Below are 22,265 nucleotides of genomic sequence, written 5' to 3'. Positions count from 1 at the left end.
TCAAAAGCCCTCCATTTCATAATCCTTTTTATTTTTTCCAAGCGGGATGGTTTTATACGCCACTGATGGAAAATGTTTCGAATTTTGGGCATAAAAAAAGACAGCTGTGTGATATCAGACACAGCTGTCTTTTGATCCTGCATTGATTCATATTTATTCGTACTGAGCGACGATCGCTTTAACAAGCTTCAAGAATCCAGCTTTTACTTTTTCGGTCACTTCCATAACTTCATCGTGACTTAAAGGCTGATCCAGAATTCCGGCTGCCGCGTTAGAGATGCAGGAAATGCCAAGAACCCGCATTCCCGCATGATTCGCCACAATGACTTCCGGAACAGTAGACATGCCGACAGCATCAGAGCCCATCGTTCTTAAGAAACGGACTTCTGCCGGTGTTTCGTAAGAAGGTCCTGTCACAGCAGTGTACACGCCTTTTTGAATTGGGATATTAAGGTCTTTCGCAATCTTTTCAGCCAGGCTGGATAGATCTTTGTCATAGGCTGAAGACATATCTGGAAATCTGGCGCCGAAATCAGCTTCGTTTGGCCCGATTAACGGGTTTGTTCCCATAAAGTTGATATGATCGGTAATAATCATTAAGTCTCCCGCACGGAATTCAGTGTTGACACCGCCTGCGGCATTTGTCACGATCAACGCTTCCACACCGAGCGCTTTCATCACGCGTACAGGGAATGTGACTTTCTCCATTGAATAGCCTTCATAAAAATGAAAGCGGCCCTGCATTGCAATGACGGAAACTCCTTCAAGAGTGCCAAGCACAAGCTGTCCGGCATGCCCTTCAACAGTAGATACCGGGAATTCAGGTATGTCTTCATATTTCAGCTTGACCGGATTTTCGATTTCGTCCGCCAAAATGCCAAGACCTGAGCCTAAAATAAGGCCAATCTTCGGAGATTCCGGCAGGTTTTGTTTAATAAAAGCGGCTGCGCGTTCAATTCTGTCCTTCAAGAAACAGTCCCCCTATTGTAATAAAGATAAAAAGCTTTTCCCGTATTTCGGTTTATTCGTTTGGAAATTATCAGCGATCGTTGCGCCGATATCAGCAAATGTATCAGCAAGCGGCAGCATTTGCGCTTTCTTATGTTTTTTGCTGTAGGCGAGAATCGGCACATACTCGCGTGTATGGTCAGTCCCATGATGAATCGGATCATTGCCGTGGTCGGCTGTAATAATTAACAGATCGTCTTCTCTCATTTTTTCAAACACTTCCGGAAGCCGCGCATCAAATTCTTCAAGCGCGCGTCCGTAGCCTTCAGGGTCACGGCGGTGTCCGAATAACGCGTCAAAATCAACAAGGTTCGCAAAGCTCAGACCCGTAAAGTCTTCTCCCAGCGTATCGATCACCTTGTCCATTCCGTCCATATTAGAAACCGTTCTGCGTGAAGAAGTAATGCCTTCTCCGTCGTAAATATCAGAGATTTTACCGATTGAAATCACATCTAAGCCGCTGTCTTTCAATTCATTCATGACAGTACGGTCAAACGGTTTAAGGGCATAGTCATGGCGGTTTGGCGTCCGTTTGAATTGACCCGGCTCTCCGACGAACGGCCGTGCAATAATGCGGCCAACCATATATTTCGGATCAAGCGTCAGCTCTCTCGCCGTTTCGCAAATGCGATACAGCTCCTCAAGCGGCACAACCTCTTCGTGAGCGGCAATTTGCAGAACAGAGTCAGCAGACGTGTAAACAATTAAAGCCCCTGTCTCCATGTGCTCCTGACCAAGCTCATCCAAAATCGCTGTGCCGGAAGCCGGCTTGTTTCCAATAATTTTGCGGCCAGATCTCTTTTCCAGCTCTTGAAGCAATTCATCAGGAAAGCCTTCCGGGAACACTTTAAATGGTTTATCAATGTATAAACCCATAATCTCCCAATGGCCGGTCATCGTATCTTTTCCGTTTGACGCTTCTTGCATTTTTCCATAGTAGGCAAGCGGATGTTCTGTTTTTTCTACACCTTTGATATCTTCGATAAGACCAAGGCCGAGCTTTGCCATATTCGGCATATGTAATCCGTTCATATGCTCGGCAATATGACCGAGCGTATGAGCGCCTTCATCATTAAAGTCAGCGGCATCCGGCGCTTCGCCGATTCCGACTGAGTCCATCACAATTAAAAACACACGATTATATTTGTATGCAGGCATCTTGAAAGCCTCCTTTTTTTCTATACGTCTATTGTATCGCTAAGAGGTCTGACAACTCAAGTATAAACCGTTTTCATTCCCGTTGACAATGTATTTGAAAATAATGAGAAACTTCAATATTTTCTGTCGCTCTAAACAAAAAAGCCGCAGCCACCTGCGGCTATGCTCGCGGATGAAACTGCTTGTACACATCCTTCAGCCTTGTTTTCGTCACATGCGTATAAATTTGCGTCGTGGATATATCCGCATGACCGAGCATTTCCTGCACCGCTCTTAAATCTGCCCCGTTCTCAAGCAGATGCGTCGCAAAGGAATGCCTGAGCGTATGCGGAGTCAGCTCTTTCTTAATGCCGGCTTCCAACGCGATTTTTTTCAGGTTCTTCCAAAATCCCTGGCGGCTGATCTGTTTGCCGTGATGATTTAAAAAGAGGGCGTCAGACACATTGTTCTTTAACAGTTTTCCCCTGGCTTTTGTCATATATTCCTCAATGGCGGAAGCGGCGGCTTCACCAATTGGCACAATCCGTTCTTTTCTTCCTTTGCCAAAGCATCGGATAAACCCCATAGATAAATGAACATCTGCCGTTTTCAACTCAATCATTTCACTGACTCGTATGCCTGTCGCATAAAGCAGCTCCAGCATTGCTTTATCCCGATAGCCGAATGGGCTCGTCAGCTTAGGCGTGTCCAATAATCGCTCGACTTCATTGAGTGCGAGCACCTTCGGAAGCGCCCGTTCCGTCTTTTGTGTTTCGATATGAACGGAAGGGTCCTTATCCGTTACTTTTTCTCTGAGCAGAAATTGATGAAAAGAGCGAATGGATGCCAAATGCCGCGCCGATGTCTTGCCGGATTTCCCCGAGTCCTTCAAATGCTTTAAGTACTGGATAATATGTATGCGGGTAACGTGATTCCAATCCGTAACATGAAGGGTTTCTGTTAAGTAGAGAGAATAGCTTTTCAAGTCACGTTCATAGGATACGATCGTATTTTGAGAGAGCCCTCTCTCTACCATAACGTAGTGGATGAAATCCTTTATTTGATCTTTCACTCTTGATCTACTCCCCGTTTTGGTAAAAAAAGATCAACCGGTCGAACCATCCGCCTTTTTCATCCTGATCCATTTCAACAACTTTTACAGCGGAGCCTTCCGGTTTATCATACCGATGATAGTTTTCATACTCTTGATTCACCCATATCATAGCATAATAGAACAAAGCGGTAAAACCGGTAAACAGGATGAAAACTTTCAATGCATCGACAGCTGTTTTCAGGAATCTTCCCATGTCCTAATCGATCCTTTCCTATGGTTCCAGTTATATAAACCATATGCCAAATCAGAAAGGTTTTATACATAGAAACAGCAAAAAACCCTTTCCCCATGAGAAAAGGTTCGCGCTCGGCACCGTCTATTCAGTTTCTTTTCCGTTACAGCGGTGGCAAATGCCGTGAAACGTCAATCTATGATCTTTAATCTTAAATTTCCAATCACGTTCAATGATTTCTTCCACGTCTTCAAGCAAATCTTCTTCAATTTCATCAACGGCTCCGCACTCCATGCACACCAAGTGGTGATGAAAGTGAGCTGCGCCCTCTTTCCGAAGGTCGTAACGGGACACACCGTCTCCAAAGTTAATTTTATCTACGACTTTTAATTCAGTTAATAATTCAAGCGTACGGTATACTGTAGCGAGACCGATCTCAGGAGATTTCTCTTTTACGAGGAGGTATACATCTTCTGCGCTTAAATGGTCTTCTTCGTTTTCAAGCAGCACTCTTACTGTCGCTTCACGCTGTGGCGTAAGTTTATAGCTGGATGAGTGCAGTTGTTTCTTAATTCGATCAATACGGTTTTCCATGTCTTTCCCTCCTACGCCGCATTCCATGACTCATTATAACAAAATACGCGCAGAGTTCCAACTATAATTATTATAAACTGATAAATAAAACGGTTTTCTTTTAATAATGATTTTAAAAAAGTCTAGATGTAAGCTTTTCCATTAAAACAGGAGATAAGTATGCTTCAAAGAGAGATGAGATCAGTGCTAAAAACAGAATGACCAGCAGCACAAAGGCATACCGCCCGAACCATTGAATTGGCGCGTCATGCAGGCTTCGTTTCACGAACAGCTGTCTGATTAACTTTAATGAAAACGCAATTGCACATGTGCCCATAATGAGATAAGCCGGAATCAGCAGCACATTTTGCGGCAAAACGGAGACAAATGATAGGAAAAACCCGCTTACTCCCATCTGATTGACTAAAAACCCGACAGTAAAGCCGACGACGATCCCTTTCAGAAAGATCATAATGAAAATAATCGGCATCCCAATGACGGAAATTCCCAGTATCCACATCAGGCCTAAATACTTTGCATTATGAAAGATACTTTGCCCAAACATATCAGCTGAACTTGCCTGTTTTCCATCCGAAAGCTGTCCAAAAAATTGACTTAAGTAGTAGTATAAATCTTCTTTCTGGCTGATGGTCATACTGTTGACAATAATCGCGCCAAAGATGACACCCATGAAAAACAGCACTGACACAAATATATAAAGAGAGAGATGATCTTTAACATGCCTGAGAAACATGTCCTTATAAGAGATTTTTCGCATACCGTTTCCTCCCGCCCGCTCTAGTGATTTGATTTAATAGATTGTATGAAAGAAACAGAAAAACATGCCCTTTTTCAAAAAGAAACGATAGAGACGAATGCTAGGCGGCTTTTTGGGGCACAAAAAAATCCTTATCATCAACTGCTGTATGATCATAAGGATTCTTATGCTTCCGTTTATTCAAAATCTCTTTTTTGCTTTTTGTCATTCTTTCATGTGTGCTAAAAGATGGTGTGCTGCCTCTTGATAATAAGACGTCACGTCCGCCGTTTCTCAATCGATGCTCCCGCTTCTTTTTCGCTTGACTTTTTGCCATGTGATCACTCCCTTTTTTATTTTCATAGTAATGATAACAAAATTGAGCAATGATAAGAAAAAAACAGCACCTGCTATGACAGGTGCTGTTTAGCTACATTTATTTCACTGCTGTAAGAGCTGCATGCTCGACAGCTGCTGCTACCGCATGATGGACTTTTGAATCAAGCGGCTGAGGGACCACATCACCTTGTTTTGTGCAAGCTGCGATAGCCTCTGCTGCTGCTACAAGCATATCATGATTAATTTCCCTGCTTTTTGCATTAAGCGCTCCTCTAAAAATTCCCGGAAAACCGAGTACATTATTGACAGAACGCCCGTCAGCTGCATATGCGGCGCCAGCCTGCAGTGCGGCCTCCGGCTCAATTTCCGGCTTCGGATTCGATAAAGCCAAAATCACTTGACCAGAACGTACAAATGCCGGTTTTATTAAACCCGGAACGCCCGTTGTAGCAATGACAATATCACATGTTTTCATGAGCTCCTCAATACTGGAAACTGCCTGTCCGCCGTATTGTTCGAGACGGTTCATTGCTGACTCTGATTTGTCTGTTCCGTATACAGCATTCACACCATAAGCCATGAACATCCGGCAGATGGCCACGCCTGCTGCGCCAAGGCCGATTTGCCCCACTTTCGCTTCCTTCAGGTCAACCCCCGCACTCCTGCATGCCGAGATGGCAGCTGCCAGCGTCACTACAGCTGTACCATGCTGGTCATCGTGCATAACAGGAATGTTCAGCTCCTCTTTTAGGCGATCCTCGATTTCAAAACAATGCGGCGAACCGATATCCTCAAGAAGGATGCCGCTAAAGCCCGGAGAAATATGTTTTACTGTTTTGATGATTTCTTCAGGATCACTCGTATCAAGCAGTATCGGAATGCCGCTAATACCCGCCAGCTGATCAAACAAAGCAGCCTTTCCTTCCATGACAGGCATGCCAGCCACAGAGCCGATATTTCCAAGGCCTAAAATTGCGGTTCCATCTGTTACAATTGCAACAGAATTGCTGATCGTTGTATAAATAGAAGCTTTTTCAGGTTCTTTTTCGATCAGTCGGCACACGTCTGCAACACCTGGTGTATAGACACGTCCCAGCTCTGCCAGTGAACGGATCGGCATTTTGCTTTTCATTTGAATTTTTCCGCCTTCATGTGCGGACAGGACTTCATCAGATACGGTGTGAAGCCTGATCCCTTCTCCGAGTGCCTGTACAGCCGCGATCACTTCCTGAAGCTGTTCTTCATTCTCCACTTGAACGGTAATATTCCGCATTGTGTAATTGGGTCCGACTTTTACCGTCTCCACTTCACCAATATCTCCGCCCAGAAGGCCGATTGCCGTAGCCACCCTTCCAAGATTTCCGGGAACCGAAGGCGTTTCGATCATCAGTGTCCGAATCATGTGTTTCGCTATCATTCAGTGATCCTCCCCTATTAGCCTAGTTTTTCGGCTTTAACTGTATTGTTTTTCGTATACCATATAAATTTTCCTGTATAACCATAGATAATTGCAAGACCTATTGCTACAAAACTGAGCCACATAAACGGCAGATAAGAGAAGGTAGAAACACCTAAAATACCAGCCATGTAAATCCCATTATCAGACCAAGGAACCATCCCCGAAGTCAATGTTCCCCCGACCTCTGAGTTACGTGATAACACTCTTCTGTCCAGATGTAAGCGATCATAGCTGTCTTCCATAATTTTCGGAGTCAAAATAAGGGATACATACATCGCACAGCCGAAGATGTTTGCTAAAAACGCTACGATCAGCGTAGATAATGTGACATTGCCGGCTGAAGTTAATTTCTTTTCAAACGTTGAAACAATGACTTTTAACACGCCGAGTTTCTCAAGCAGACCGCCAAAACCAAGGCCAAAGATAATGACGACAAGAGAATCAAGCATACCGACAATTCCACCGCGGTTTAACAAGCCGTTCAAAAATTCAACATCAGTTTTAATAGAGAAGCCGTTGTACGCAGTTGCAATCGCATGGGCAATATCCATTCCTTGGAAAACAACAGCCCAGATTGCACCGAGTAAAGCGCCAATTACGATAACCGGCATAGATGGCTTTTTCATCGCCAATAAGACTATGACGACAACTGCCGGGATCAGCATCCAAATATGAATGTCAAACGTGTTTTGCAAAGATGATTTTAAGAATTCAACTTTATCAAGATCGATATTTTTCCCGCCGTACATAAATCCAACAACTGTAAAGAGTATAGCTGTAATGACATAAGCAGGTATTGATAAATAAAGCATTGCTCTCACGTGAGCCAATACATCGACTTTTGATAGTGAAGAAGCTAGAACTGTACTGTCAGACAGCGGAGACAGCTTGTCCCCGAAATAAGCACCTGAAAGAATAGCTCCCGCTACAAGAGGAAGCGGAATGCCTAAACCCTCTCCAATTGCGATCATGGCAATGCCGGCAGTTCCGACTGTTCCCCATGACGTTCCTGTTGCCACAGACATAATGGAACAAATAATTAACGTTGCCAGTAAAAAGATACTTGGGTGAATAAATTCCAGTCCGTAATAAATCAAAGTCGGCACAACGCCTCCGGCAATCCATGTTCCGATGAGCGCACCAACTGAAACGAGAATCAGTACGGCTTCAAGGCCATTTGATATCCCATGTACAATCGCATTTTGCAAATCTTTATAAGAATAACCGAGTCTTATACCTAAAAGCATTGCAATAAACCATGAAACAAAAAGCGCCAGCTGTATCGGCAAGTCGAGAAAGACTGTAAACGATAGAACAAGTGCTAAAAATACTCCTAGTACAATAATAATTTCAAATAGTGTTGGCAATCTTACATCCTTCAAAAGAAGTCCCCCTTCATGTAAAAGCTAAAACGCTTTCAATATATAGTGCAACACGTATACTATACTTCCTCATCCCTATGTTGTAAACAGCTTATTCATCCGACTATTCGGAGATGAATAAGCTGTATTTTGCACAAATTTTATTTTTCTAATAGTTCTTTCCCTGCGATACCTGGTTTGGTCATCTCATATGGGTTTAAAATAATATCCAATTCTTCTTCAGTCAGCACATCATGCTGCAGACAAAGATCCCGGACAGATTGCCCTGTCATAATTGCTTCCCGGGCAATTCTGGCTGCCGCTTCATACCCAAGATGCGGATTGACTGCAGTGATCACTCCAGCGCTTTTTTCTACATATTGCTTCAACCGCTTTTCGTTAGCTTCGATGCCTTTTAAGCAATGATCAGTGAACGAACGGAAGCCGTTGTTCATGATGCTGATGGATTGAAGCAAATTAAAGACAAGCACGGGCTCCATGACGTTCAACTCAAGCTGGCCGGCTTCTGAAGCAAGGCAGATTGTATTGTCGTTTCCGATAACCTGGAACGCAATTTGGTTGATCAGCTCCGCCATAACCGGATTGACTTTCCCCGGCATAATAGATGAACCCGGCTGACGTGCAGGCAGAGAAATTTCCGCAAGTCCGGCGCGCGGTCCCGACGCCATTAAGCGCAGGTCGTTTGCGATCTTCGACATGTTCATCATGCAGACTTTTAATGAAGCTGATACCTCTGTATAGGCATCTGTATTTTGTGTCGCATCAACAAGATGATCAGCGCCGACAAGAGGAAGCCCGCTAATATCAGCAAGGTGCTTTACTACCTGTTTGATATATTCAGGATCAGCGTTCAGCCCTGTACCAACAGCAGTTGCGCCCATGTTGACTTCATACAGGTGCTGGCGCGATTGCTTGATTCGTTTGATATCTCGCTCGAGAACACGGCTGTAAGCTTCGAATTCCTGGCCAAGACGGATCGGAACCGCATCTTGAAGGTGTGTCCGGCCCATTTTAATAACAGAGTCAAACTCCTGTGCTTTTTGCTTAAACACACTATGCATATCTTCCATTGTTTTCAGCAGTTTTTCCAAGAGCTTCAATGTGGAAATATGAATAGCAGTCGGGAACACATCGTTCGTAGACTGTGACATGTTCACATGTGTGTTTGGACTTAAATGGATATAATCTCCCTTTTTATGGCCCATGATTTCAAGCGCCCGGTTTCCGATAACCTCATTCGCGTTCATGTTCATAGAAGTTCCGGCACCGCCCTGAATCGGATCGACGATAAACTGATCGTGCCACTTGCCTTCCAGAATCTCGTCAGCGGCTTGTACGATAGCTTGGCCAATTCCTTCATACAGCCGTTTCACGTCCATGTTGGCAAGAGCCGCGGCTTTTTTTACAATCGCCAGTGCGTTAATCATTTCCTCATGGATTTTGTATCCTGTGATCGGGAAATTTTCAGAAGCACGGAGCGTCTGAATTCCGTAATAAACATCTGCTTCAATTTGTTTTTCCCCAAGGAAGTCTTTTTCCACGCGATATTCTTTTTGGCCGTTTAACATAATCTTTAACCTTCTTTCTCTTTGCTGGTTATCGTTTTTACATTTTACAGGACAACGTCATCAGCTATCGGCGTTTCCATAATTCTCTTGACGACAGGAAGATCCGAAGACTGACCTAGCGCCCACATCAATTTTGGCACAATTGCTTCTGTGTTCATATTTCTTGATCGGATAATTAAGTCTTGGTTGACTCTGCGGCCAACTTCGTAAATGCTCATGTCTTCGCCTTCTTCAAGACATTGGGTCGTAATGACGACGACAATGCCGCTTTCGATCAGCTCATTCACTTTTGACAAAATGTCCCTGCCTTCAAACGGCACCCCTCCGCTGCCATAACTCTCAATGACAATCCCTTTATACAAGCTTTTAAGGGCATCAAACATTTCGGGCTTTAAGCCTGGATGCAGCTTCAGCAGACATACATCTGTGCATAGTGAAGTGTCAACTGTGAAGGTGTCGTTCTCAGGTTCCGTTACTTGTTTGTTGTATTCGATCCCGTCTTCATTGATAAAAGCGATATATGGGTAATTGATGCTTTCAAATGCGTCGTAGCTTTTCGTTCTTAATTTGATCGCACGCGTTCCCTGAATGACTCTGCCGTCAAATACAACATAAACGCCGCCCACGCCTTCACAGGCAAATCGAATGGCATCTGTAATATTTTTTTTAGCATCGGTTTTTTGGAACGTGATCGGAATCTGCGAGCCGGTGATGACAATCGGCTTTTTGGCATGCTGCAGCATATACGATAGTGCGGCAGATGTATAGGCCATTGTATCTGTACCGTGAGTAATAACAAACCCGTCATAGGCATCATAATTTTCCTTAACGGCTTCCGCTATTTCCACCCAGTATTCAGGCTGCATATTGGTGCTGTCTATATTCATAAGCGACTGAGTTTCCATTGTGTAATCGTTATCAAGTTTTGATACGTAACTTAATAATTCATCAGCCTTGACTCCGGGAGCCAGCCCATTTTCCCCTTCAACTGAAGCAATCGTTCCCCCAGTTGTCAACATCAATAATTTTTTCATACCATGCACCTCTTCACTGTATCTAAAGATGGGTTGCGAGAAGGTATTCGCTTTTCGCATACTTTTAATGCAATTATAGACACGGAAAATAAAATACGCAAGACATTATTATTCAATTCGCGTACACTTCCTAATACCTATATGATATAATCAGCTCAAGGTGAAAAAGGAGCGGAAGTTCATGAATCTAGATCGTTTAACTGAATTGAGAAAAAAGAAAAATTGGTCGCTTCAATATACAGCTGACCTTCTCGGTATCGCAAAAAGCACATATGCCGGCTACGAGTCAGGCTACCGACGGCCTTCACTTGAAGCGCTTGCCATGCTGGCTGACCTCTTTGACACAACCTGCGATGAACTTTTAGGCCGCGAGAAACAAAAGCAGACTGCTCCTCAGGCCATAGAATTGGCCACGTGGAGCAGCCTTGACTTTACCATTTCTGTTGATGGCCAGCCGCTGAGTGAAGATGAAATCATCCAGCTGATTACCTTTATACGCACAAAAAGAAAAGTACAGGAGGAACTGAGTTAATCTTTAGCTCACGGTTTAATTTTACCGTAGGTTCCTCCTCCTCCGGCTTTCAATTCCAGTTTTCCGGATCTCGCTTTTACGATAAGCGCCGCGGTTTTCGGCGGGACAACGCGAGCCAAATCTTCTTCTGCAGCCTCGTGAAGAACAGCCATTTCTGTTCCGAAGGCTTTTTTTAGTTTGTCCAGCGTTTTCGGGCCTACACCCGGAACAAATTGCAGCGGGATCTGATGTACATATCGCGGACGCGGGACGCGAACTTCAAGCTGATCACTCAATTCATGCAATCTTTCGCTGACTCCCTTGGTAAATCTGGCATTTCCGCAATTCGCGCACGCTGTTTCCCCGCTTATAGCAGGCTCTCCGCACGCTTCGCAAGCCGTCTGATAATATTTCCCCAATAACGGGTCCAAGCCGTAATTTGCGATAATTTTCCTGTCATCTTGTCCCTTTAATGCAAGAGCAAATTCAGTAAAATCAGCTGACTGCACATATAGTTCATTATATTCTCTGCCGATTTTCCCTAACGAATGCGCATCAGAATTTGTTAAAAAAGGATACGGATTCAATTCAGAAACGTGTGATGCCATGTCTGTATCACAGCTTAATCCAAGCTCCACCGCGTCTATCATAGATGGATCAAAAACCTCAGTTAAGCTTGATTTAACCCCTTTTCCATATAAGCTTTTATGCGGCGTAAAGATATGGGCGGGGATAAACAGGCCGCCCATTCCCTGCACTTTTTTTTGCAGGTTTAAGCCCGTTTCATAAATCCGCTGCGAGCTTAAATGAATATTTTTCAGCCGGGCTGACAGCCAGTTTGAAAACTGTTTCATAGCAGCCAGCGTCGGCATAAATACGAGCACATGGATCGGTCCGCTGCAGGCTTCATCATAAATCTCCAGCTCGCTCCCCAATAAAAGAGTCGTGCTGCGATAACGGATTCCTCCCCCGTCAAGCTCGCGATATTTTCCAGATGCAATGCCTTCCTCAAGCTCTAGAATGACTTCCGGAGAATGACAGTCGATAATGCCGAGGAGTTCAATTCCTTTATGTTCACTGGCTTCAACCAAAATTCTGTCCAGCGTTAATGTTTTGGCGCCTGTTATTTTGACAGCCCTTCCTGTAAAGGTCCGGCCGATATGAATGTGCAAATCCGCGTAAATCTTTTTCATTTTTGTGCTTGGAGCGCTTCTTTCAGCTGAAGATACTGAATCGCGTAGGCTGTTTTAGCATCGTATACTTCACGCGATTCAACCAGCTTTAGCGCATCTTCAAGCGTCACCTCCATCACTTCAACAAACTCGTCCTCATCAAGCTCCCGTTTCTCTTCAAGCACAGAAAGCTCCTCAGCAAGAAAAACGTGAACGATTTCATCTGCAAATCCGGGTGATGTATAAAACGCAGTTATTTTTGTCAGTTTTTTTGCTGTATAACCGGTTTCCTCTTCAAGTTCCCGAAGTGCCGTATACTCCGGCTCCTCACCTTTTTCAAGCTTACCGGCCGGAATTTCAACGATCATCCGCTCAAGCGGCTTACGGAATTGTTTGACCATGATGATTTTCCCTTCATCTGTGACGGCTAGTACCGCTACAGCTCCAGGGTGTTTCACAATTTCACGTTTACTGGCTTTGCCGTTTGGCAGCTCTACATCCTCGACATAAAGATCAATGACTTTACCCGAAAAGATCTGTTCTTTGGCAATTGTTTTTTCTTCTAATGATTTCATTTCTTCATCTCCCGTTCTGTCTCTATATGATGCCCCATACATTTTATCATACTAGAGCAAAAGGGGGCTTCTTCGTGAAAGTGCACCGCATGCCAAAAGGTGTTGTCTTAGTCGGAAAAGCATGGGAAATTCGGGCGAAGTTAAAAGAGTATGGACGCACATTTCAATATGTGAAAGATTGGATCTCAAAGCCATAAAAGTTGAAACTTTAGCTCCTTTATATTACGGTCAATACAAAGCCTAAAAAAGGAGTGTGCACATGAAAAAGCGCAAATTGGGTACATCTGATTTAGACATTAGTGAAGTCGGACTCGGCTGTATGTCTCTTGGAACTGAAAAAAACAAAGCATTGTCCATTTTGGATGAAGCGATCGAGCTTGGCATCAACTATTTGGACACAGCGGATTTGTATGACCGAGGACGCAATGAAGAAATTGTCGGTGATGCGATCCAAAACAGACGCCAGGATATTATTCTGGCAACAAAAGCGGGAAACCGTTGGGATGACGGAAGCGAGGGCTGGTATTGGGACCCTTCAAAAGCTTACATAAAAGAGGCGGTAAAAAAGAGCCTTACACGGCTGAAAACAGATTATATCGACCTTTATCAGCTTCACGGCGGCACGATAGAGGACAACATTGATGAAACGATTGAAGCGTTTGAGGAATTAAAACAAGAAGGTGTCATCCGCTACTACGGCATTTCTTCCATCCGCCCGAATGTGATGAAAGAATATGTAAAAAAATCAAACATCGTCAGCATTATGATGCAATTCAGCCTGTTTGACAGACGCCCTGAGGAATGGCTCCCGCTTTTAGAGGAACATCAAATCAGCGTAGTCGCCAGAGGTCCTGTTGCCAAAGGGCTCTTAACTGAAAAACCGCTTGATCAAGCTTCAGACAGTATGAAACAAAACGGGTACTTGTCCTATTCATTCGAGGAACTGACAAATGCCCGCAAGGCAATGGAGGAAGTGGCTCCCGATCTTTCCATGACAGAAAAGTCGCTGCAGTATCTGCTAGCACAGCCGGCTGTCGCTTCAGTGATTACAGGCGCCAGTAAGATTGAGCAGTTACGGGAAAATATTCAGGCAGCAAATGCACGGCGTTTAACCGAAGAGGAAATCAAAGCGCTCCAATCTCATACGAAACAAGACATTTACAAAGCTCATCGCTCATAGCAGAAAAACCAGCACCTGTACGGGTGCTGGTTTATTTATATTGATGCCAATCCATTTGGCTTTCATTTAGGAGTTCTTCAAAGCTCTTATTTTTTTCGATCTCTTTTTTCTTTCTGATCTGTTCTGCTTTTTCTCTTTCCTGCCTCTTTTCATCCTCTTCCTTCAATTGGCTCTTCATCTCCATAAGCTTTGCTTTGATATCGGATTGAAGGCCGTCTTTTAGCTGGTGTTTGTCAGCGGATTTTTGTTTTTTCATTCAGACTTCCCCCATGTTTTGTTTTGAAGACAGTTTATCACGGAGCATATACACTGAACAAGCAGACTCTCTTCTGATTACTTTCTCAGCGAAGCAGTGTTTAGGTATAATGATTTTAAACACGAATTACCTATATTTAGTTGAAAGGTGCTGTGACTTGTTGAAGAAAATCTTTTTGGCCATTGGCGCTCTCGTAACAGCTGTCATCGCAATCGGAATTGTTTTTTCGAATATGATTCTATACATCAAGAAAAAAACGGATGAAGACATTATCAAAAGAGAGACAGACGACGGACATGATGTGTTTGAATCATTTGAACAAATGGAGAAAACCGCTTTTGTGATACCATCCGCTTACGGGTACGACATAAAAGGATACCATGTCGCACCGCATGACACACCAAATACCATCATCATCTGCCACGGGGTAACCATGAATGTGCTGAATTCTCTTAAGTATATGCATTTATTTCTTGGTCTCGGCTGGAATGTGCTCATTTATGACCATCGCCGGCATGGCCAAAGCGGCGGAAAGACGACCAGCTACGGGTTTTACGAAAAGGATGATCTCAATAAGGTTGTCAGCTGGCTCAAAAACAAAACAAATCATCGCGGATTGATCGGAATTCACGGTGAGTCGATGGGAGCTGTGACCGCCCTGCTTTATGCTGGTGCACACTGCAGCGATGGCGCTGATTTTTATATTGCCGATTGTCCGTTCGCATGTTTTGATGAACAGCTTGCCTACCGGCTGAGAGCGGAATACAGGCTCCCGTCTTGGCCCCTGCTTCCTATCGCCGACTTCTTTTTGAAGCTGAGAGGCGGCTATCGCGCACGTGAAGTATCTCCGCTTGCTGTCATTGATAAAATCGAAAAGCCGGTCCTCTTTATTCACAGTAAGGATGATGACTACATTCCTGTTTCTTCAACCAAGCGGCTTTATGAAAAGAAACGCGGGCCGAAAGCGCTGTACATTGCCGAGAACGGTGAACACGCCATGTCATATACCAAAAATCGGGATACGTACCGAAAAACAGTGCAGGAGTTTTTAGACAACATGAATGATTCAACAGAATAAAAAAGCGAAAGGCCTCTTCGGCTCTTTCGCTTTTTTATGTTACAGAACGTCGGTAATGCCATCCATATTTTCTCTGATCCATTCAATCGCAAGATCTATCGTTGTAAACTCCTGCGTCTCGAAGGTCATTTCATCCTGCAATAGCCAGACATCTTTCTTGATGGACTCTGCTCCTCCAATTGACCAGTGAAGCAAGGTATAGGGATGGTTTTGATTCAGGAAGGATACCCACGTTTTATTTTGTGCTGTGTTCTTCATTGCCTTCAGCTTTTGTTCCACGTTTCGCGTCTCCTACTTTACTAATATGCTCATTCTGGGGCTGAGCATTTCAGCCGGGCTTTTCAGCGCCAATGTTTTGGCTTTTTCATTGTAATCGATCGTCATTTGATCGTCAAAAAACACTTTTTGTGACGATTGGATATACAGCGGAATGCCGTTCGTTTCCAGCTGCTCGCACTGTCCCGTTAATTCTTCTGCCAGCCAGATTGTCGGGACACCGCTTACCGCGCAGCCGCATCCTTCTGCATCGTAACGAAGCTGGGCTTTTTTCCCCGGGTTGGCGTCAAACGCCTGCTGCAGTGCCTGTTTTGCTACATCTGTCACATGTATGTTCATAAGGTGAAACCCCCGTTTTCATCATTTTCGCTATTGTAGCATACAACACTGCCATTCGCATTGTTTCTGCCTTTTTTCCACCGCTTCGCATTTTCTTCTGCAGTCTTGATCCACTCATCTTTCCCTTGTATGTACTGATTGATGCTGTCAGGATGCTGGGCCGCCAGCCGTTTTTTGAGAACGGCGTATTCTTTCGCTATGTTTGGATGAGCTCTGAGATAATCTCTGAATAACAGATGCCTTTCAATAGCAGGGTTTCCCTGTTCGTACATATGGACATGATGAGTGCGTTTATTTCCGCCCTTTTGGAAATAACGCCTGCCCGCTATGCCGTTCTCACCTTTTGGTGTATAGCCGTTAGCCTTCATTTGTTCATCAAATTGGCTCACGGCTTCAATGCTTCTGACTTCAATTAACATATCAATGATTGGCTTCGCTGCCATGTTCGGTATTGATGTGCTTCCGATGTGATGAACAGCGATAATCTCCGGCCCGAACACAAGTTTCAGCCGTTCTTTTTCTTCATCGAAACATTCTGCCCATTTTTCGTTGTAGAGAATGACCTCAACTTTTCTTTTCGGATACAAATGAAAGACCGACAGCAATAGACCCTGCGCTGCTTTGACGGTTTCTGCCTTTTGGAATCCAGCCTGTGTATAGAGTGACACGGCCGGGGTATTGTTCTCGGCTGTGACTACTTCGATTTTCTCAGTGTCTTCATTATAATCAATGACAAATTGCAGAAGTGCTCGTCCAATTCCTTTTCTGAAACCGTCAGGATGCACAACAAGCCTGCAAATGGTGAGATGATGCATGTTTTTCTCATATGAAATGACACCGATCAGCTTGCCGTTTTTCCGATATCCCGCAAACCGTTCATGGGATGCTTGAATATCCTTCACCTTCTCTTGTAAAGCGGGAATACCGTCAAAACCGATAATCTCTGTTTCCTTTATGTAGGCGGGGATCTGTACGGCTAAAATCTCACGCGCTATCGTATCTTCCTTATGCTGGAGAAATTCAATCATTCGTGTTCTCCTGAAACAGCCGCTGTCTGTCGACTTTTGCGACGCGGACTGCATACGACTCGTACCAAACGCTTTTTCCTTTTTCTTTTGCTGCTTGATGTTCAGTGTGATGCCTCCAATGGTTAATTGCGTCCATACTGTCCCAATAGGAAACTGTGATGCCCCTTCCATCCGCTTCACGTACGCTTTCCACGCCTAAAAATCCAGGCTGATCCGCCGCAAGCGATACCATCCGCTCCGCTGTTTCTCCATATCCTGTGTCATTTTCGCTTTTGACAGAAGAAAAAATGACTGCATAGTAAGGAGGCTCAGGTGTTTTTGATAAAAAATTCATCATATTTCCCCCTCATATGTTTTTGACAAACAGTACCCTGTCTTGGCCTGGGCCATCATAGTTTGCAAACACTGAGATGCCATTTACCGTCTTGGTGCCCTTTTCAATATCAAACCCCAATTTTGTGTGATATGCGATTGATACCTTATTCACAGGTGAAGTGACGCACTTTACCCGGGTGCAGCCTCTTTGTTTTACTGTTTCGATAAATACATCATACAATTGTTTCCCAATTTGCATTTTTCTGAAATCTGGATGCACACCGGAAAAATGAATGTACGCCGTTTCAGAATCCGATTGCGATTGAAATCCGATTAAAAATCCCGTCATGCTGTTATGTTCGGATGTAATAAAGCTTGTGTCCTGAAAATGCTCAAAAAATAGTCTCGGCAATTTTTCTTTCAGCTGTCTGCCGCCCCACCATTCATTCAGTACAGACGTTACCATTTCATAATCTGAAGACGTGATTGTTCGAATATCCATTACGATTTGATCTCCCTCCGTCTGGCAAAACGAATGTCAGCTCTTTTTCTCACAATATAAAAATTATATTTTGCCTGGCTGGAATTGTAAATGCCTTCTTTCCTTTATCATACGTTTCCAGACTGCCGAGGGAACAATGTTTCATCATTTTAGCCTATTTCTCCCCCAAGCAGGAGGAGAGACTTTACAGCACAATATCAAGCACTTGATCAAGTCTCAGCTTATAAAGCTGATCCTCGTCTCCTTTTATCCATACTGCTTTTTCAAACTCTTCATACCGGCAGATCTTCCCGGTGCAGCGGACAATCTCACCGTCCTGAAAGCAGCTGACAGTGATATCCTGAGCGAACTCCATCGCGGCGCAAAGCGTTTGATTCATCTCTTCCAGCTTATCGGGGTCAAGGATCGGCTTTTGCAGCTTCTGTTTAAGTCGCTTTCTCTCCAGCAGGCTTTGCTTATGTTCCGGCAGAAACATCCTGCTCCCTTCCCACAGCAGGTTGCCCCTTTTTAAATGATCGTTCATTTATAATGCCCCCCTATTTTAGCCGCACGTTCAAATGCCTGGCCTGCCGCTGTCAGTGACGCCGCCCTGATGATTGCTGTGTCGCCGAATCGATTTTTAATGCCGTCCATCACATAGCCTAGGCTCATTTTCTTTGCATAATCCTGAAATAAATTGAGCTGCCATATGTCATCAGATGAGAGCTGAGACAGATTGACACCGAGACGGCGGACAGGTTTCCCGTCCCAAAATGTAAGAAACAGCCGGCGTACAGCCTCATATACATCCTGCGTAGAATTAGTCGGCTCTGCCAGCTTCACTTGCCGGTTGAAGCCCGTCGGCCAATCAAAATCAGCACCCCGGCAGCTCACTGACACCGTCTGCCCCATGACCCCGGCGTTTCGGCTTCGCCTGCACACTTCTTCACTCAGCTCAAGCAATACGACCTTGATTTCTTTGTCAAAGTGTTCGTAGTCTCTCGGGAGAGTCATTCCATGGCCTATCGCCTTTTGCCCGTCCAGAGACGAAGTTGACACAGGGGAATAGTCGATTCCGTTTGCCGTCATCCACAGCACGTGGCCGTTAATGCCCCATTTCTTTTTTAAAAGATCGAGCGGAAAAGCCGCGAGCCCGCCGATCGTGCTGATGCCCATTCGATTTAAATGATGCTTCATGCGGCTCCCGACGCCAAACATGCTGCCCACCGGGAGCGGCCACATTTCGGTTTTCATATTTTCTTTCGTTAAGGTAAAAATACCGTTCGTATTCTTTTTTGCAAAATTGTCACACGCAATTTTGGCCAGCGCTTTGTTAGGGCCGATTCCGACCCGTGCATAAACGCCGATCTCCCGCATGATTCTGCCCTGAATGCTTTTCGCGATCTCCATCGGCGTCCCAAACAGCTTCTGGCTGCCTGTAATGTCCATGAACTGTTCATCGATAGAATAAGGCTCCACAAGGTCTGTATACTCCTCTAGAATGGCCGTAATTTGCAGTGATACATCAATATACCGTTGCATACGCGGCCGGAGCACAACAGCCTCAGGACACTTTTCCTGCGCCTCCCACAGCCGTGAAGCATTCACCACACCCTTTTGTTTCGCCAGCGGGCAGGCAGCCAATACGACTCCGCCCCTTTTTTCAGGGTCACCCGAAACAATGACGGGCCTATTTTTCAAATGTGGATTTTCCGCTTTCTCTACAGATGCATAAAACGATTGCATGTCAACGAGAAAAATCACTTTTTCTTTCATCATACACACCTCTAAAAAGAACTTATGTTCGTTTTTCATTATATGCGAAAGTATGTTCGTTTTATACTGGTAAATGATTCTTGTCTGACAGAAAATATGATCCAAGGGTTTGAGAGAAGAAAAACATTTAGTAGAATAAAAGCGAAGCATAAGGATAGGAGAGTCATGATGGAGAAATTTGTCGAAAAAATGATGGAACAGGCATTGCGGCAATACGGCAGAAACGTTGCTATAGATCCGTTAAGCCCGTATGAAAAACAAAGCCTGAAAGCGGCTCTACAAGAGAGACGGAATGAAGAACCAGATGAGGATTTGCATGCGCATATAGAAGATATCATTTATGACTATGTCACAAACCAAGGCCTGTTCTCTTAAACGCATGACTGTCAGTTCTTTCAGCCGCTGATGCGGCTTCCCTTTGAAAACACCGCCTGAAACAAATAAACAGTCTCAGGCTTACAGAAAAAGCAGGATTTTCTCACGCTCCATAGATTCATATGGCCCATAAAATTTCCCTCAATGTTCGCGCAAAACGGAATAAGCTGTCCATGATCACGCGTATACACTTTTTCGAAGAGATGTGCTCTCTTGTTCTGTCATGCGGTCCATCGGTTTTCAGCTTACATCTTGATCTCATAGCCGGTTTCACTGCCGATATGATCTACGTCCTGGCGGCTTAAACTAACACACTCTCACAGACCAATCGCTTTGCTTTTCATCGGACATCCCGTCATTTTCCTTCTTCAATTTCAAGATGTAAACCCCGTCAGCCACACGCATCCTCAACGCATAGTATATTGCCATCCATACAATCAGGCATACTACATGTCAAAAACGAAATATTTTGAATGATCTATTGGAGAAGGAAATTTTTTCATATATGATAGACAGGAGAGAATATAATTCATGAAGAAATGGAAAGATATCCACCCGATCAGCTGGACAATTATAATCGGAACCATTTTCGGCAGAATGGCAACATCGATGAGCATTCCTTTTTTAGCGATTTATTTGACAGCCGTCCAAGGCGCATCAGCTTCCTATGCAGGGCTGGTCATTGCCGCGAGCTCATCAGTCGGCATCCTCGCAAGCTTTTACGGCGGATATATCTCAGATAAATTCGGCAGAAAAAACATGATGCTTGTATCGATTTTCGGATGGATGCTGGTATTTGCAGGCTTTGCGGCGGCATCTCATCTCTGGGTGTTTTTTGTAGTTAACGCATTAAACGGTCTTTGCAAATCACTGTTTGAGCCCGCTTCAAAGGCCTTGCTGTCTGATATGACAGAAGAAAAAACGAGACTGCTAGTTTTTAATTTACGCTATGCAGCTATTAATATCGGCGTTGTCTTCGGACCTGTGCTTGGCCTATATTTCGGCTCATCGCAATCGACTACGCCCTTTTTGGTGCCTGCAGTCATTTACGGACTATACGGAATTGTGCTTGCCCTCCAATTTAAAAAACATCCATCCTTATCAGCACCAGCCCAGTCCCGAAATATGAGCGTGCGGGAAGCGTTTATGGTCACGCAAAAGGATTATCTTTTTACCATTGCTTTGGTCGGCATTACGCTATGCACCTTCGGCTACTCACAATTCAGTTCCACATTCCCTCAGTATATGGCACAGAACCCCTTGATCAGCAATGGAACGAAGCTGTATGGGCTGATGCTGACATTAAACGCAATCGTTGTGTTGGCGACGCAATTTCCCATTGTCCATTTTGCAAAACGGTTTTCGCCGCTTTGTTCTCTGATGCTCGGTAATGTGATGGTTAGTATCAGCATGGCCATTTTCACCGTATCGCACGGTGTTCCATCAATTGTGATGATTGTCATCACATTTACAATCGGCGAAGTTCTTTTATTCTCTATGATGGATTTGTATGTAGACCAGATTGCAAAACCAGGATTAAAAGGCACTTATTTCGGGGCAATCGGTTTTTCACAGCTCGGAAACGTCATCGGCCCTTGGATCGGGGGGATCTGTATAGACCTGTTTGGCGCTGACAGGCCGATTTTTATTTTTTCTGTCCTGAGCGGCATTACCCTGCTCGGCCTGCCATTTTTAGCGTTCGCCTATCGGCAAATGAAAATGGAGACCACAAAACACCGTTCCCGTCTGGAAAAGCCGCTTTACATAAAAAACGGAAGAGAATGAATCTCTCCCGCAAACATGAGGTGAAGAACATGAATATAGGTGATGTGATGTTTCAGCTGTTTGTATTTATTATATTTGCCGCTGTCATCTTTGCGGCTGTTACAGGCTTCAAGTATGCGAAAAACCGAAAAGCGCAGCTGGATCGCATTGAGAAAAAGCTGAACAGCCTGTCCGAAGATCACGATTAACAGCTTGGGGCAACGAGCTCTACCTTAATCCGGTCTGGATCCTCACAAAAGACTGCATAATGCCCGTCTCCTCCGGCAAAAGGATGCCTGTCTCGGTACAACACACGATAGCCTTTTGCCGTCAATTTTTCAGTCATCTGATCGACTTGAAGCTTGGATTCAGCATGAAATGCGAGATGGTTCAGACCGACTCGGCATCTATGGTATTCCGGCTCTAGAAATGACTCTTTCGCCTGCACAATCACTAGGTAAAAACGATCTTTCTTCCAGCTGATGCCTGAGCTCCATTTTTGATACTCTTTATAGCCAAGTTCTTTTAAGAACCAGCCCCAAAACCGCCTAGACGCCTCCAAATCAGAGACATACAGTTCAATATGATGCACAATT

Annotated in this window: 29 protein-coding genes; 7 read left to right on the top strand and 22 right to left on the bottom strand. The window is 44.4% G+C overall.

The window, feature by feature from the left end:
- Nucleotides 1-153: 153 nt before the first annotated feature.
- The 11 genes from ACQVGT_RS09150 to ansA form a co-directional block, all read right to left on the bottom strand.
- Nucleotides 154-969, bottom strand: coding sequence for a purine nucleoside phosphorylase I, inosine and guanosine-specific (locus ACQVGT_RS09150; protein WP_003230447.1), 816 nt, complete (start codon nucleotides 967-969; stop codon nucleotides 154-156).
- Nucleotides 970-981: 12 nt separating this feature from the next.
- Complete coding sequence (deoB, locus tag ACQVGT_RS09145) at nucleotides 982-2,166, bottom strand: phosphopentomutase (RefSeq protein WP_015251776.1); 1,185 nt, start codon at nucleotides 2,164-2,166, stop codon at nucleotides 982-984.
- A gap of 160 nt (nucleotides 2,167-2,326) precedes the next feature.
- Nucleotides 2,327-3,217, bottom strand: coding sequence for a site-specific tyrosine recombinase XerD (gene xerD / locus ACQVGT_RS09140; RefSeq protein WP_004398985.1), 891 nt, complete (start codon nucleotides 3,215-3,217; stop codon nucleotides 2,327-2,329).
- A gap of 7 nt (nucleotides 3,218-3,224) precedes the next feature.
- Nucleotides 3,225-3,452, bottom strand: a complete 228-nt coding sequence (locus ACQVGT_RS09135; protein ID WP_003230440.1) for a YqzK family protein — start codon at nucleotides 3,450-3,452, stop codon at nucleotides 3,225-3,227.
- 123 nt (nucleotides 3,453-3,575) lie between these two features.
- On the bottom strand, nucleotides 3,576-4,025 hold the full coding sequence (gene fur, locus ACQVGT_RS09130) for a ferric iron uptake transcriptional regulator (protein WP_003223972.1): 450 nt from the start codon (nucleotides 4,023-4,025) through the stop codon (nucleotides 3,576-3,578).
- A 112-nt stretch (nucleotides 4,026-4,137) separates the two neighbouring features.
- Nucleotides 4,138-4,782, bottom strand: a complete 645-nt coding sequence (gene spoIIM / locus ACQVGT_RS09125) for a stage II sporulation protein M (RefSeq protein WP_004398593.1) — start codon at nucleotides 4,780-4,782, stop codon at nucleotides 4,138-4,140.
- A 100-nt stretch (nucleotides 4,783-4,882) separates the two neighbouring features.
- On the bottom strand, nucleotides 4,883-5,098 hold the full coding sequence (gene brfA / locus ACQVGT_RS09120) for a ribosome rescue factor BrfA (RefSeq protein WP_015384016.1): 216 nt from the start codon (nucleotides 5,096-5,098) through the stop codon (nucleotides 4,883-4,885).
- Nucleotides 5,099-5,197: 99 nt separating this feature from the next.
- On the bottom strand, nucleotides 5,198-6,517 hold the full coding sequence (locus tag ACQVGT_RS09115) for a malic enzyme-like NAD(P)-binding protein (RefSeq protein ID WP_015384017.1): 1,320 nt from the start codon (nucleotides 6,515-6,517) through the stop codon (nucleotides 5,198-5,200).
- 17 nt (nucleotides 6,518-6,534) lie between these two features.
- A complete protein-coding gene (gene mleN / locus ACQVGT_RS09110; RefSeq protein WP_014480178.1) occupies nucleotides 6,535-7,941 on the bottom strand; it encodes a malate-H+/Na+-lactate antiporter MleN in 1,407 nt (468 codons plus the stop codon).
- A gap of 140 nt (nucleotides 7,942-8,081) precedes the next feature.
- Complete coding sequence (gene aspA / locus ACQVGT_RS09105; RefSeq protein ID WP_014480179.1) at nucleotides 8,082-9,509, bottom strand: aspartate ammonia-lyase; 1,428 nt, start codon at nucleotides 9,507-9,509, stop codon at nucleotides 8,082-8,084.
- A gap of 44 nt (nucleotides 9,510-9,553) precedes the next feature.
- Nucleotides 9,554-10,543, bottom strand: coding sequence for an asparaginase (gene ansA, locus ACQVGT_RS09100; protein ID WP_015384018.1), 990 nt, complete (start codon nucleotides 10,541-10,543; stop codon nucleotides 9,554-9,556).
- A gap of 181 nt (nucleotides 10,544-10,724) precedes the next feature.
- On the opposite strand from ansA, the gene ansR reads away from it, so the two are divergent.
- Entirely contained in the window at nucleotides 10,725-11,075 is a 351-nt protein-coding gene (gene ansR, locus ACQVGT_RS09095) for an HTH-type transcriptional regulator AnsR (protein WP_004399024.1), read from the top strand.
- Nucleotides 11,076-11,083: 8 nt separating this feature from the next.
- Here the strand turns inward: ansR and ACQVGT_RS09090 are convergent, their stop codons facing one another.
- Both ACQVGT_RS09090 and nudF read right to left on the bottom strand, forming a co-directional pair.
- Nucleotides 11,084-12,247 carry a TIGR00375 family protein gene (locus ACQVGT_RS09090; RefSeq protein WP_015483404.1) on the bottom strand — a complete coding sequence of 388 codons (1,164 nt, stop codon included), beginning with the start codon at nucleotides 12,245-12,247 and terminating at the stop codon, nucleotides 11,084-11,086.
- Nucleotides 12,244-12,801 carry an ADP-ribose pyrophosphatase gene (gene nudF / locus ACQVGT_RS09085; RefSeq protein ID WP_015483405.1) on the bottom strand — a complete coding sequence of 186 codons (558 nt, stop codon included), beginning with the start codon at nucleotides 12,799-12,801 and terminating at the stop codon, nucleotides 12,244-12,246. Before nudF ends, ACQVGT_RS09090 begins: the two co-directional genes overlap by 4 nt.
- Nucleotides 12,802-12,875: 74 nt before the next feature.
- Between nudF and mciZ the strand changes: the two genes are divergently transcribed.
- Nucleotides 12,876-12,998, top strand: coding sequence for a Z-ring formation inhibitor MciZ (gene mciZ / locus ACQVGT_RS09080; RefSeq protein ID WP_003230420.1), 123 nt, complete (start codon nucleotides 12,876-12,878; stop codon nucleotides 12,996-12,998).
- A 62-nt stretch (nucleotides 12,999-13,060) separates the two neighbouring features.
- On the top strand, nucleotides 13,061-13,981 hold the full coding sequence (locus ACQVGT_RS09075) for an aldo/keto reductase (RefSeq protein ID WP_015384021.1): 921 nt from the start codon (nucleotides 13,061-13,063) through the stop codon (nucleotides 13,979-13,981).
- A gap of 31 nt (nucleotides 13,982-14,012) precedes the next feature.
- On the opposite strand, the gene ACQVGT_RS09070 is transcribed toward ACQVGT_RS09075, so the two are convergent.
- Entirely contained in the window at nucleotides 14,013-14,237 is a 225-nt protein-coding gene (locus tag ACQVGT_RS09070; protein WP_003230416.1) for a YqkE family protein, read from the bottom strand.
- 160 nt (nucleotides 14,238-14,397) lie between these two features.
- Between ACQVGT_RS09070 and ACQVGT_RS09065 the strand changes: the two genes are divergently transcribed.
- Nucleotides 14,398-15,315, top strand: a complete 918-nt coding sequence (locus ACQVGT_RS09065) for an alpha/beta hydrolase (protein ID WP_015483406.1) — start codon at nucleotides 14,398-14,400, stop codon at nucleotides 15,313-15,315.
- A gap of 39 nt (nucleotides 15,316-15,354) precedes the next feature.
- On the opposite strand, the gene ACQVGT_RS09060 is transcribed toward ACQVGT_RS09065, so the two are convergent.
- The 7 genes from ACQVGT_RS09060 to ACQVGT_RS09030 all read right to left on the bottom strand — a co-directional run bounded on the left by ACQVGT_RS09060 (nucleotide 15,355) and on the right by ACQVGT_RS09030 (nucleotide 19,533).
- On the bottom strand, nucleotides 15,355-15,594 hold the full coding sequence (locus ACQVGT_RS09060; RefSeq protein WP_003230411.1) for a YqkC family protein: 240 nt from the start codon (nucleotides 15,592-15,594) through the stop codon (nucleotides 15,355-15,357).
- Nucleotides 15,595-15,606: 12 nt separating this feature from the next.
- Complete coding sequence (locus ACQVGT_RS09055) at nucleotides 15,607-15,930, bottom strand: iron-sulfur cluster biosynthesis family protein (protein WP_015384023.1); 324 nt, start codon at nucleotides 15,928-15,930, stop codon at nucleotides 15,607-15,609.
- On the bottom strand, nucleotides 15,927-16,958 hold the full coding sequence (locus tag ACQVGT_RS09050; RefSeq protein ID WP_015384024.1) for a bifunctional GNAT family N-acetyltransferase/GrpB family protein: 1,032 nt from the start codon (nucleotides 16,956-16,958) through the stop codon (nucleotides 15,927-15,929). The genes ACQVGT_RS09055 and ACQVGT_RS09050 overlap by 4 nt, the downstream gene beginning before the upstream one ends.
- Nucleotides 16,951-17,295, bottom strand: coding sequence for an antibiotic biosynthesis monooxygenase family protein (locus ACQVGT_RS09045; protein ID WP_003230407.1), 345 nt, complete (start codon nucleotides 17,293-17,295; stop codon nucleotides 16,951-16,953). The genes ACQVGT_RS09050 and ACQVGT_RS09045 overlap by 8 nt, the downstream gene beginning before the upstream one ends.
- 9 nt (nucleotides 17,296-17,304) lie before the next feature.
- Nucleotides 17,305-17,775, bottom strand: a complete 471-nt coding sequence (locus ACQVGT_RS09040; protein WP_015384025.1) for a GNAT family N-acetyltransferase — start codon at nucleotides 17,773-17,775, stop codon at nucleotides 17,305-17,307.
- A 184-nt stretch (nucleotides 17,776-17,959) separates the two neighbouring features.
- Entirely contained in the window at nucleotides 17,960-18,298 is a 339-nt protein-coding gene (locus tag ACQVGT_RS09035) for a YolD-like family protein (protein ID WP_003230403.1), read from the bottom strand.
- Nucleotides 18,295-19,533 (bottom strand): DNA polymerase IV, encoded by a 1,239-nt coding sequence (locus tag ACQVGT_RS09030; protein WP_080030675.1) that lies wholly within the window; start codon nucleotides 19,531-19,533, stop codon nucleotides 18,295-18,297. Before ACQVGT_RS09030 ends, ACQVGT_RS09035 begins: the two co-directional genes overlap by 4 nt.
- Nucleotides 19,534-19,698: 165 nt before the next feature.
- Here ACQVGT_RS09030 and ACQVGT_RS09025 point away from each other — a divergent pair, with 165 nt between their 5' ends.
- The 3 genes from ACQVGT_RS09025 (at nucleotide 19,699) to ACQVGT_RS09015 (ending at nucleotide 21,878) form a co-directional block, all read left to right on the top strand.
- Entirely contained in the window at nucleotides 19,699-19,905 is a 207-nt protein-coding gene (locus tag ACQVGT_RS09025) for a YqzH family protein (RefSeq protein ID WP_014477257.1), read from the top strand.
- Nucleotides 19,906-20,436: 531 nt separating this feature from the next.
- On the top strand, nucleotides 20,437-21,690 hold the full coding sequence (locus tag ACQVGT_RS09020) for an MDR family MFS transporter (protein WP_015384029.1): 1,254 nt from the start codon (nucleotides 20,437-20,439) through the stop codon (nucleotides 21,688-21,690).
- A 29-nt stretch (nucleotides 21,691-21,719) separates the two neighbouring features.
- On the top strand, nucleotides 21,720-21,878 hold the full coding sequence (locus ACQVGT_RS09015) for a hypothetical protein (RefSeq protein ID WP_014477259.1): 159 nt from the start codon (nucleotides 21,720-21,722) through the stop codon (nucleotides 21,876-21,878).
- Here ACQVGT_RS09015 and ACQVGT_RS09010 read toward each other — a convergent pair.
- Nucleotides 21,875-22,261, bottom strand: coding sequence for a VOC family protein (locus ACQVGT_RS09010; RefSeq protein WP_015384031.1), 387 nt, complete (start codon nucleotides 22,259-22,261; stop codon nucleotides 21,875-21,877). The genes ACQVGT_RS09015 and ACQVGT_RS09010 overlap by 4 nt on opposite strands.
- Between the last annotated feature and the right edge of the window lie 4 nt (nucleotides 22,262-22,265).

Source organism: Bacillus sp. SCT118 (assembly GCF_058566435.1).
This window is presented reverse-complemented; position numbering and strand designations above follow the sequence as displayed.

Bases quoted from the DNA above. Each gene is read 5' to 3' on its own strand.
- deoB (WP_015251776.1), bottom strand. From the start codon at position 2,166: ATGCCTGCATACAAATATAATCGTGTGTTTTTAATTGTGATGGACTCA.
- ACQVGT_RS09135 (WP_003230440.1), bottom strand. From the start codon at position 3,452: ATGGGAAGATTCCTGAAAACAGCTGTCGATGCATTGAAAGTTTTCATC.
- fur (WP_003223972.1), bottom strand. From the start codon at position 4,025: ATGGAAAACCGTATTGATCGAATTAAGAAACAACTGCACTCATCCAGC.
- spoIIM (WP_004398593.1), bottom strand. From the start codon at position 4,782: ATGCGAAAAATCTCTTATAAGGACATGTTTCTCAGGCATGTTAAAGAT.
- brfA (WP_015384016.1), bottom strand. From the start codon at position 5,098: ATGGCAAAAAGTCAAGCGAAAAAGAAGCGGGAGCATCGATTGAGAAAC.
- ACQVGT_RS09115 (WP_015384017.1), bottom strand. From the start codon at position 6,517: ATGATAGCGAAACACATGATTCGGACACTGATGATCGAAACGCCTTCG.
- aspA (WP_014480179.1), bottom strand. From the start codon at position 9,509: ATGTTAAACGGCCAAAAAGAATATCGCGTGGAAAAAGACTTCCTTGGG.
- ansA (WP_015384018.1), bottom strand. From the start codon at position 10,543: ATGAAAAAATTATTGATGTTGACAACTGGGGGAACGATTGCTTCAGTT.
- ansR (WP_004399024.1), top strand. From the start codon at position 10,725: ATGAATCTAGATCGTTTAACTGAATTGAGAAAAAAGAAAAATTGGTCG.
- ACQVGT_RS09090 (WP_015483404.1), bottom strand. From the start codon at position 12,247: ATGAAAAAGATTTACGCGGATTTGCACATTCATATCGGCCGGACCTTT.
- nudF (WP_015483405.1), bottom strand. From the start codon at position 12,801: ATGAAATCATTAGAAGAAAAAACAATTGCCAAAGAACAGATCTTTTCG.
- ACQVGT_RS09075 (WP_015384021.1), top strand. From the start codon at position 13,061: ATGAAAAAGCGCAAATTGGGTACATCTGATTTAGACATTAGTGAAGTC.
- ACQVGT_RS09070 (WP_003230416.1), bottom strand. From the start codon at position 14,237: ATGAAAAAACAAAAATCCGCTGACAAACACCAGCTAAAAGACGGCCTT.
- ACQVGT_RS09055 (WP_015384023.1), bottom strand. From the start codon at position 15,930: ATGAACATACATGTGACAGATGTAGCAAAACAGGCACTGCAGCAGGCG.
- ACQVGT_RS09050 (WP_015384024.1), bottom strand. From the start codon at position 16,958: ATGATTGAATTTCTCCAGCATAAGGAAGATACGATAGCGCGTGAGATT.
- ACQVGT_RS09045 (WP_003230407.1), bottom strand. From the start codon at position 17,295: ATGATGAATTTTTTATCAAAAACACCTGAGCCTCCTTACTATGCAGTC.
- ACQVGT_RS09040 (WP_015384025.1), bottom strand. From the start codon at position 17,775: ATGGATATTCGAACAATCACGTCTTCAGATTATGAAATGGTAACGTCT.
- ACQVGT_RS09035 (WP_003230403.1), bottom strand. From the start codon at position 18,298: ATGAACGATCATTTAAAAAGGGGCAACCTGCTGTGGGAAGGGAGCAGG.
- ACQVGT_RS09030 (WP_080030675.1), bottom strand. From the start codon at position 19,533: ATGATGAAAGAAAAAGTGATTTTTCTCGTTGACATGCAATCGTTTTAT.
- ACQVGT_RS09025 (WP_014477257.1), top strand. From the start codon at position 19,699: ATGGAGAAATTTGTCGAAAAAATGATGGAACAGGCATTGCGGCAATAC.
- ACQVGT_RS09020 (WP_015384029.1), top strand. From the start codon at position 20,437: ATGAAGAAATGGAAAGATATCCACCCGATCAGCTGGACAATTATAATC.
- ACQVGT_RS09015 (WP_014477259.1), top strand. From the start codon at position 21,720: ATGAATATAGGTGATGTGATGTTTCAGCTGTTTGTATTTATTATATTT.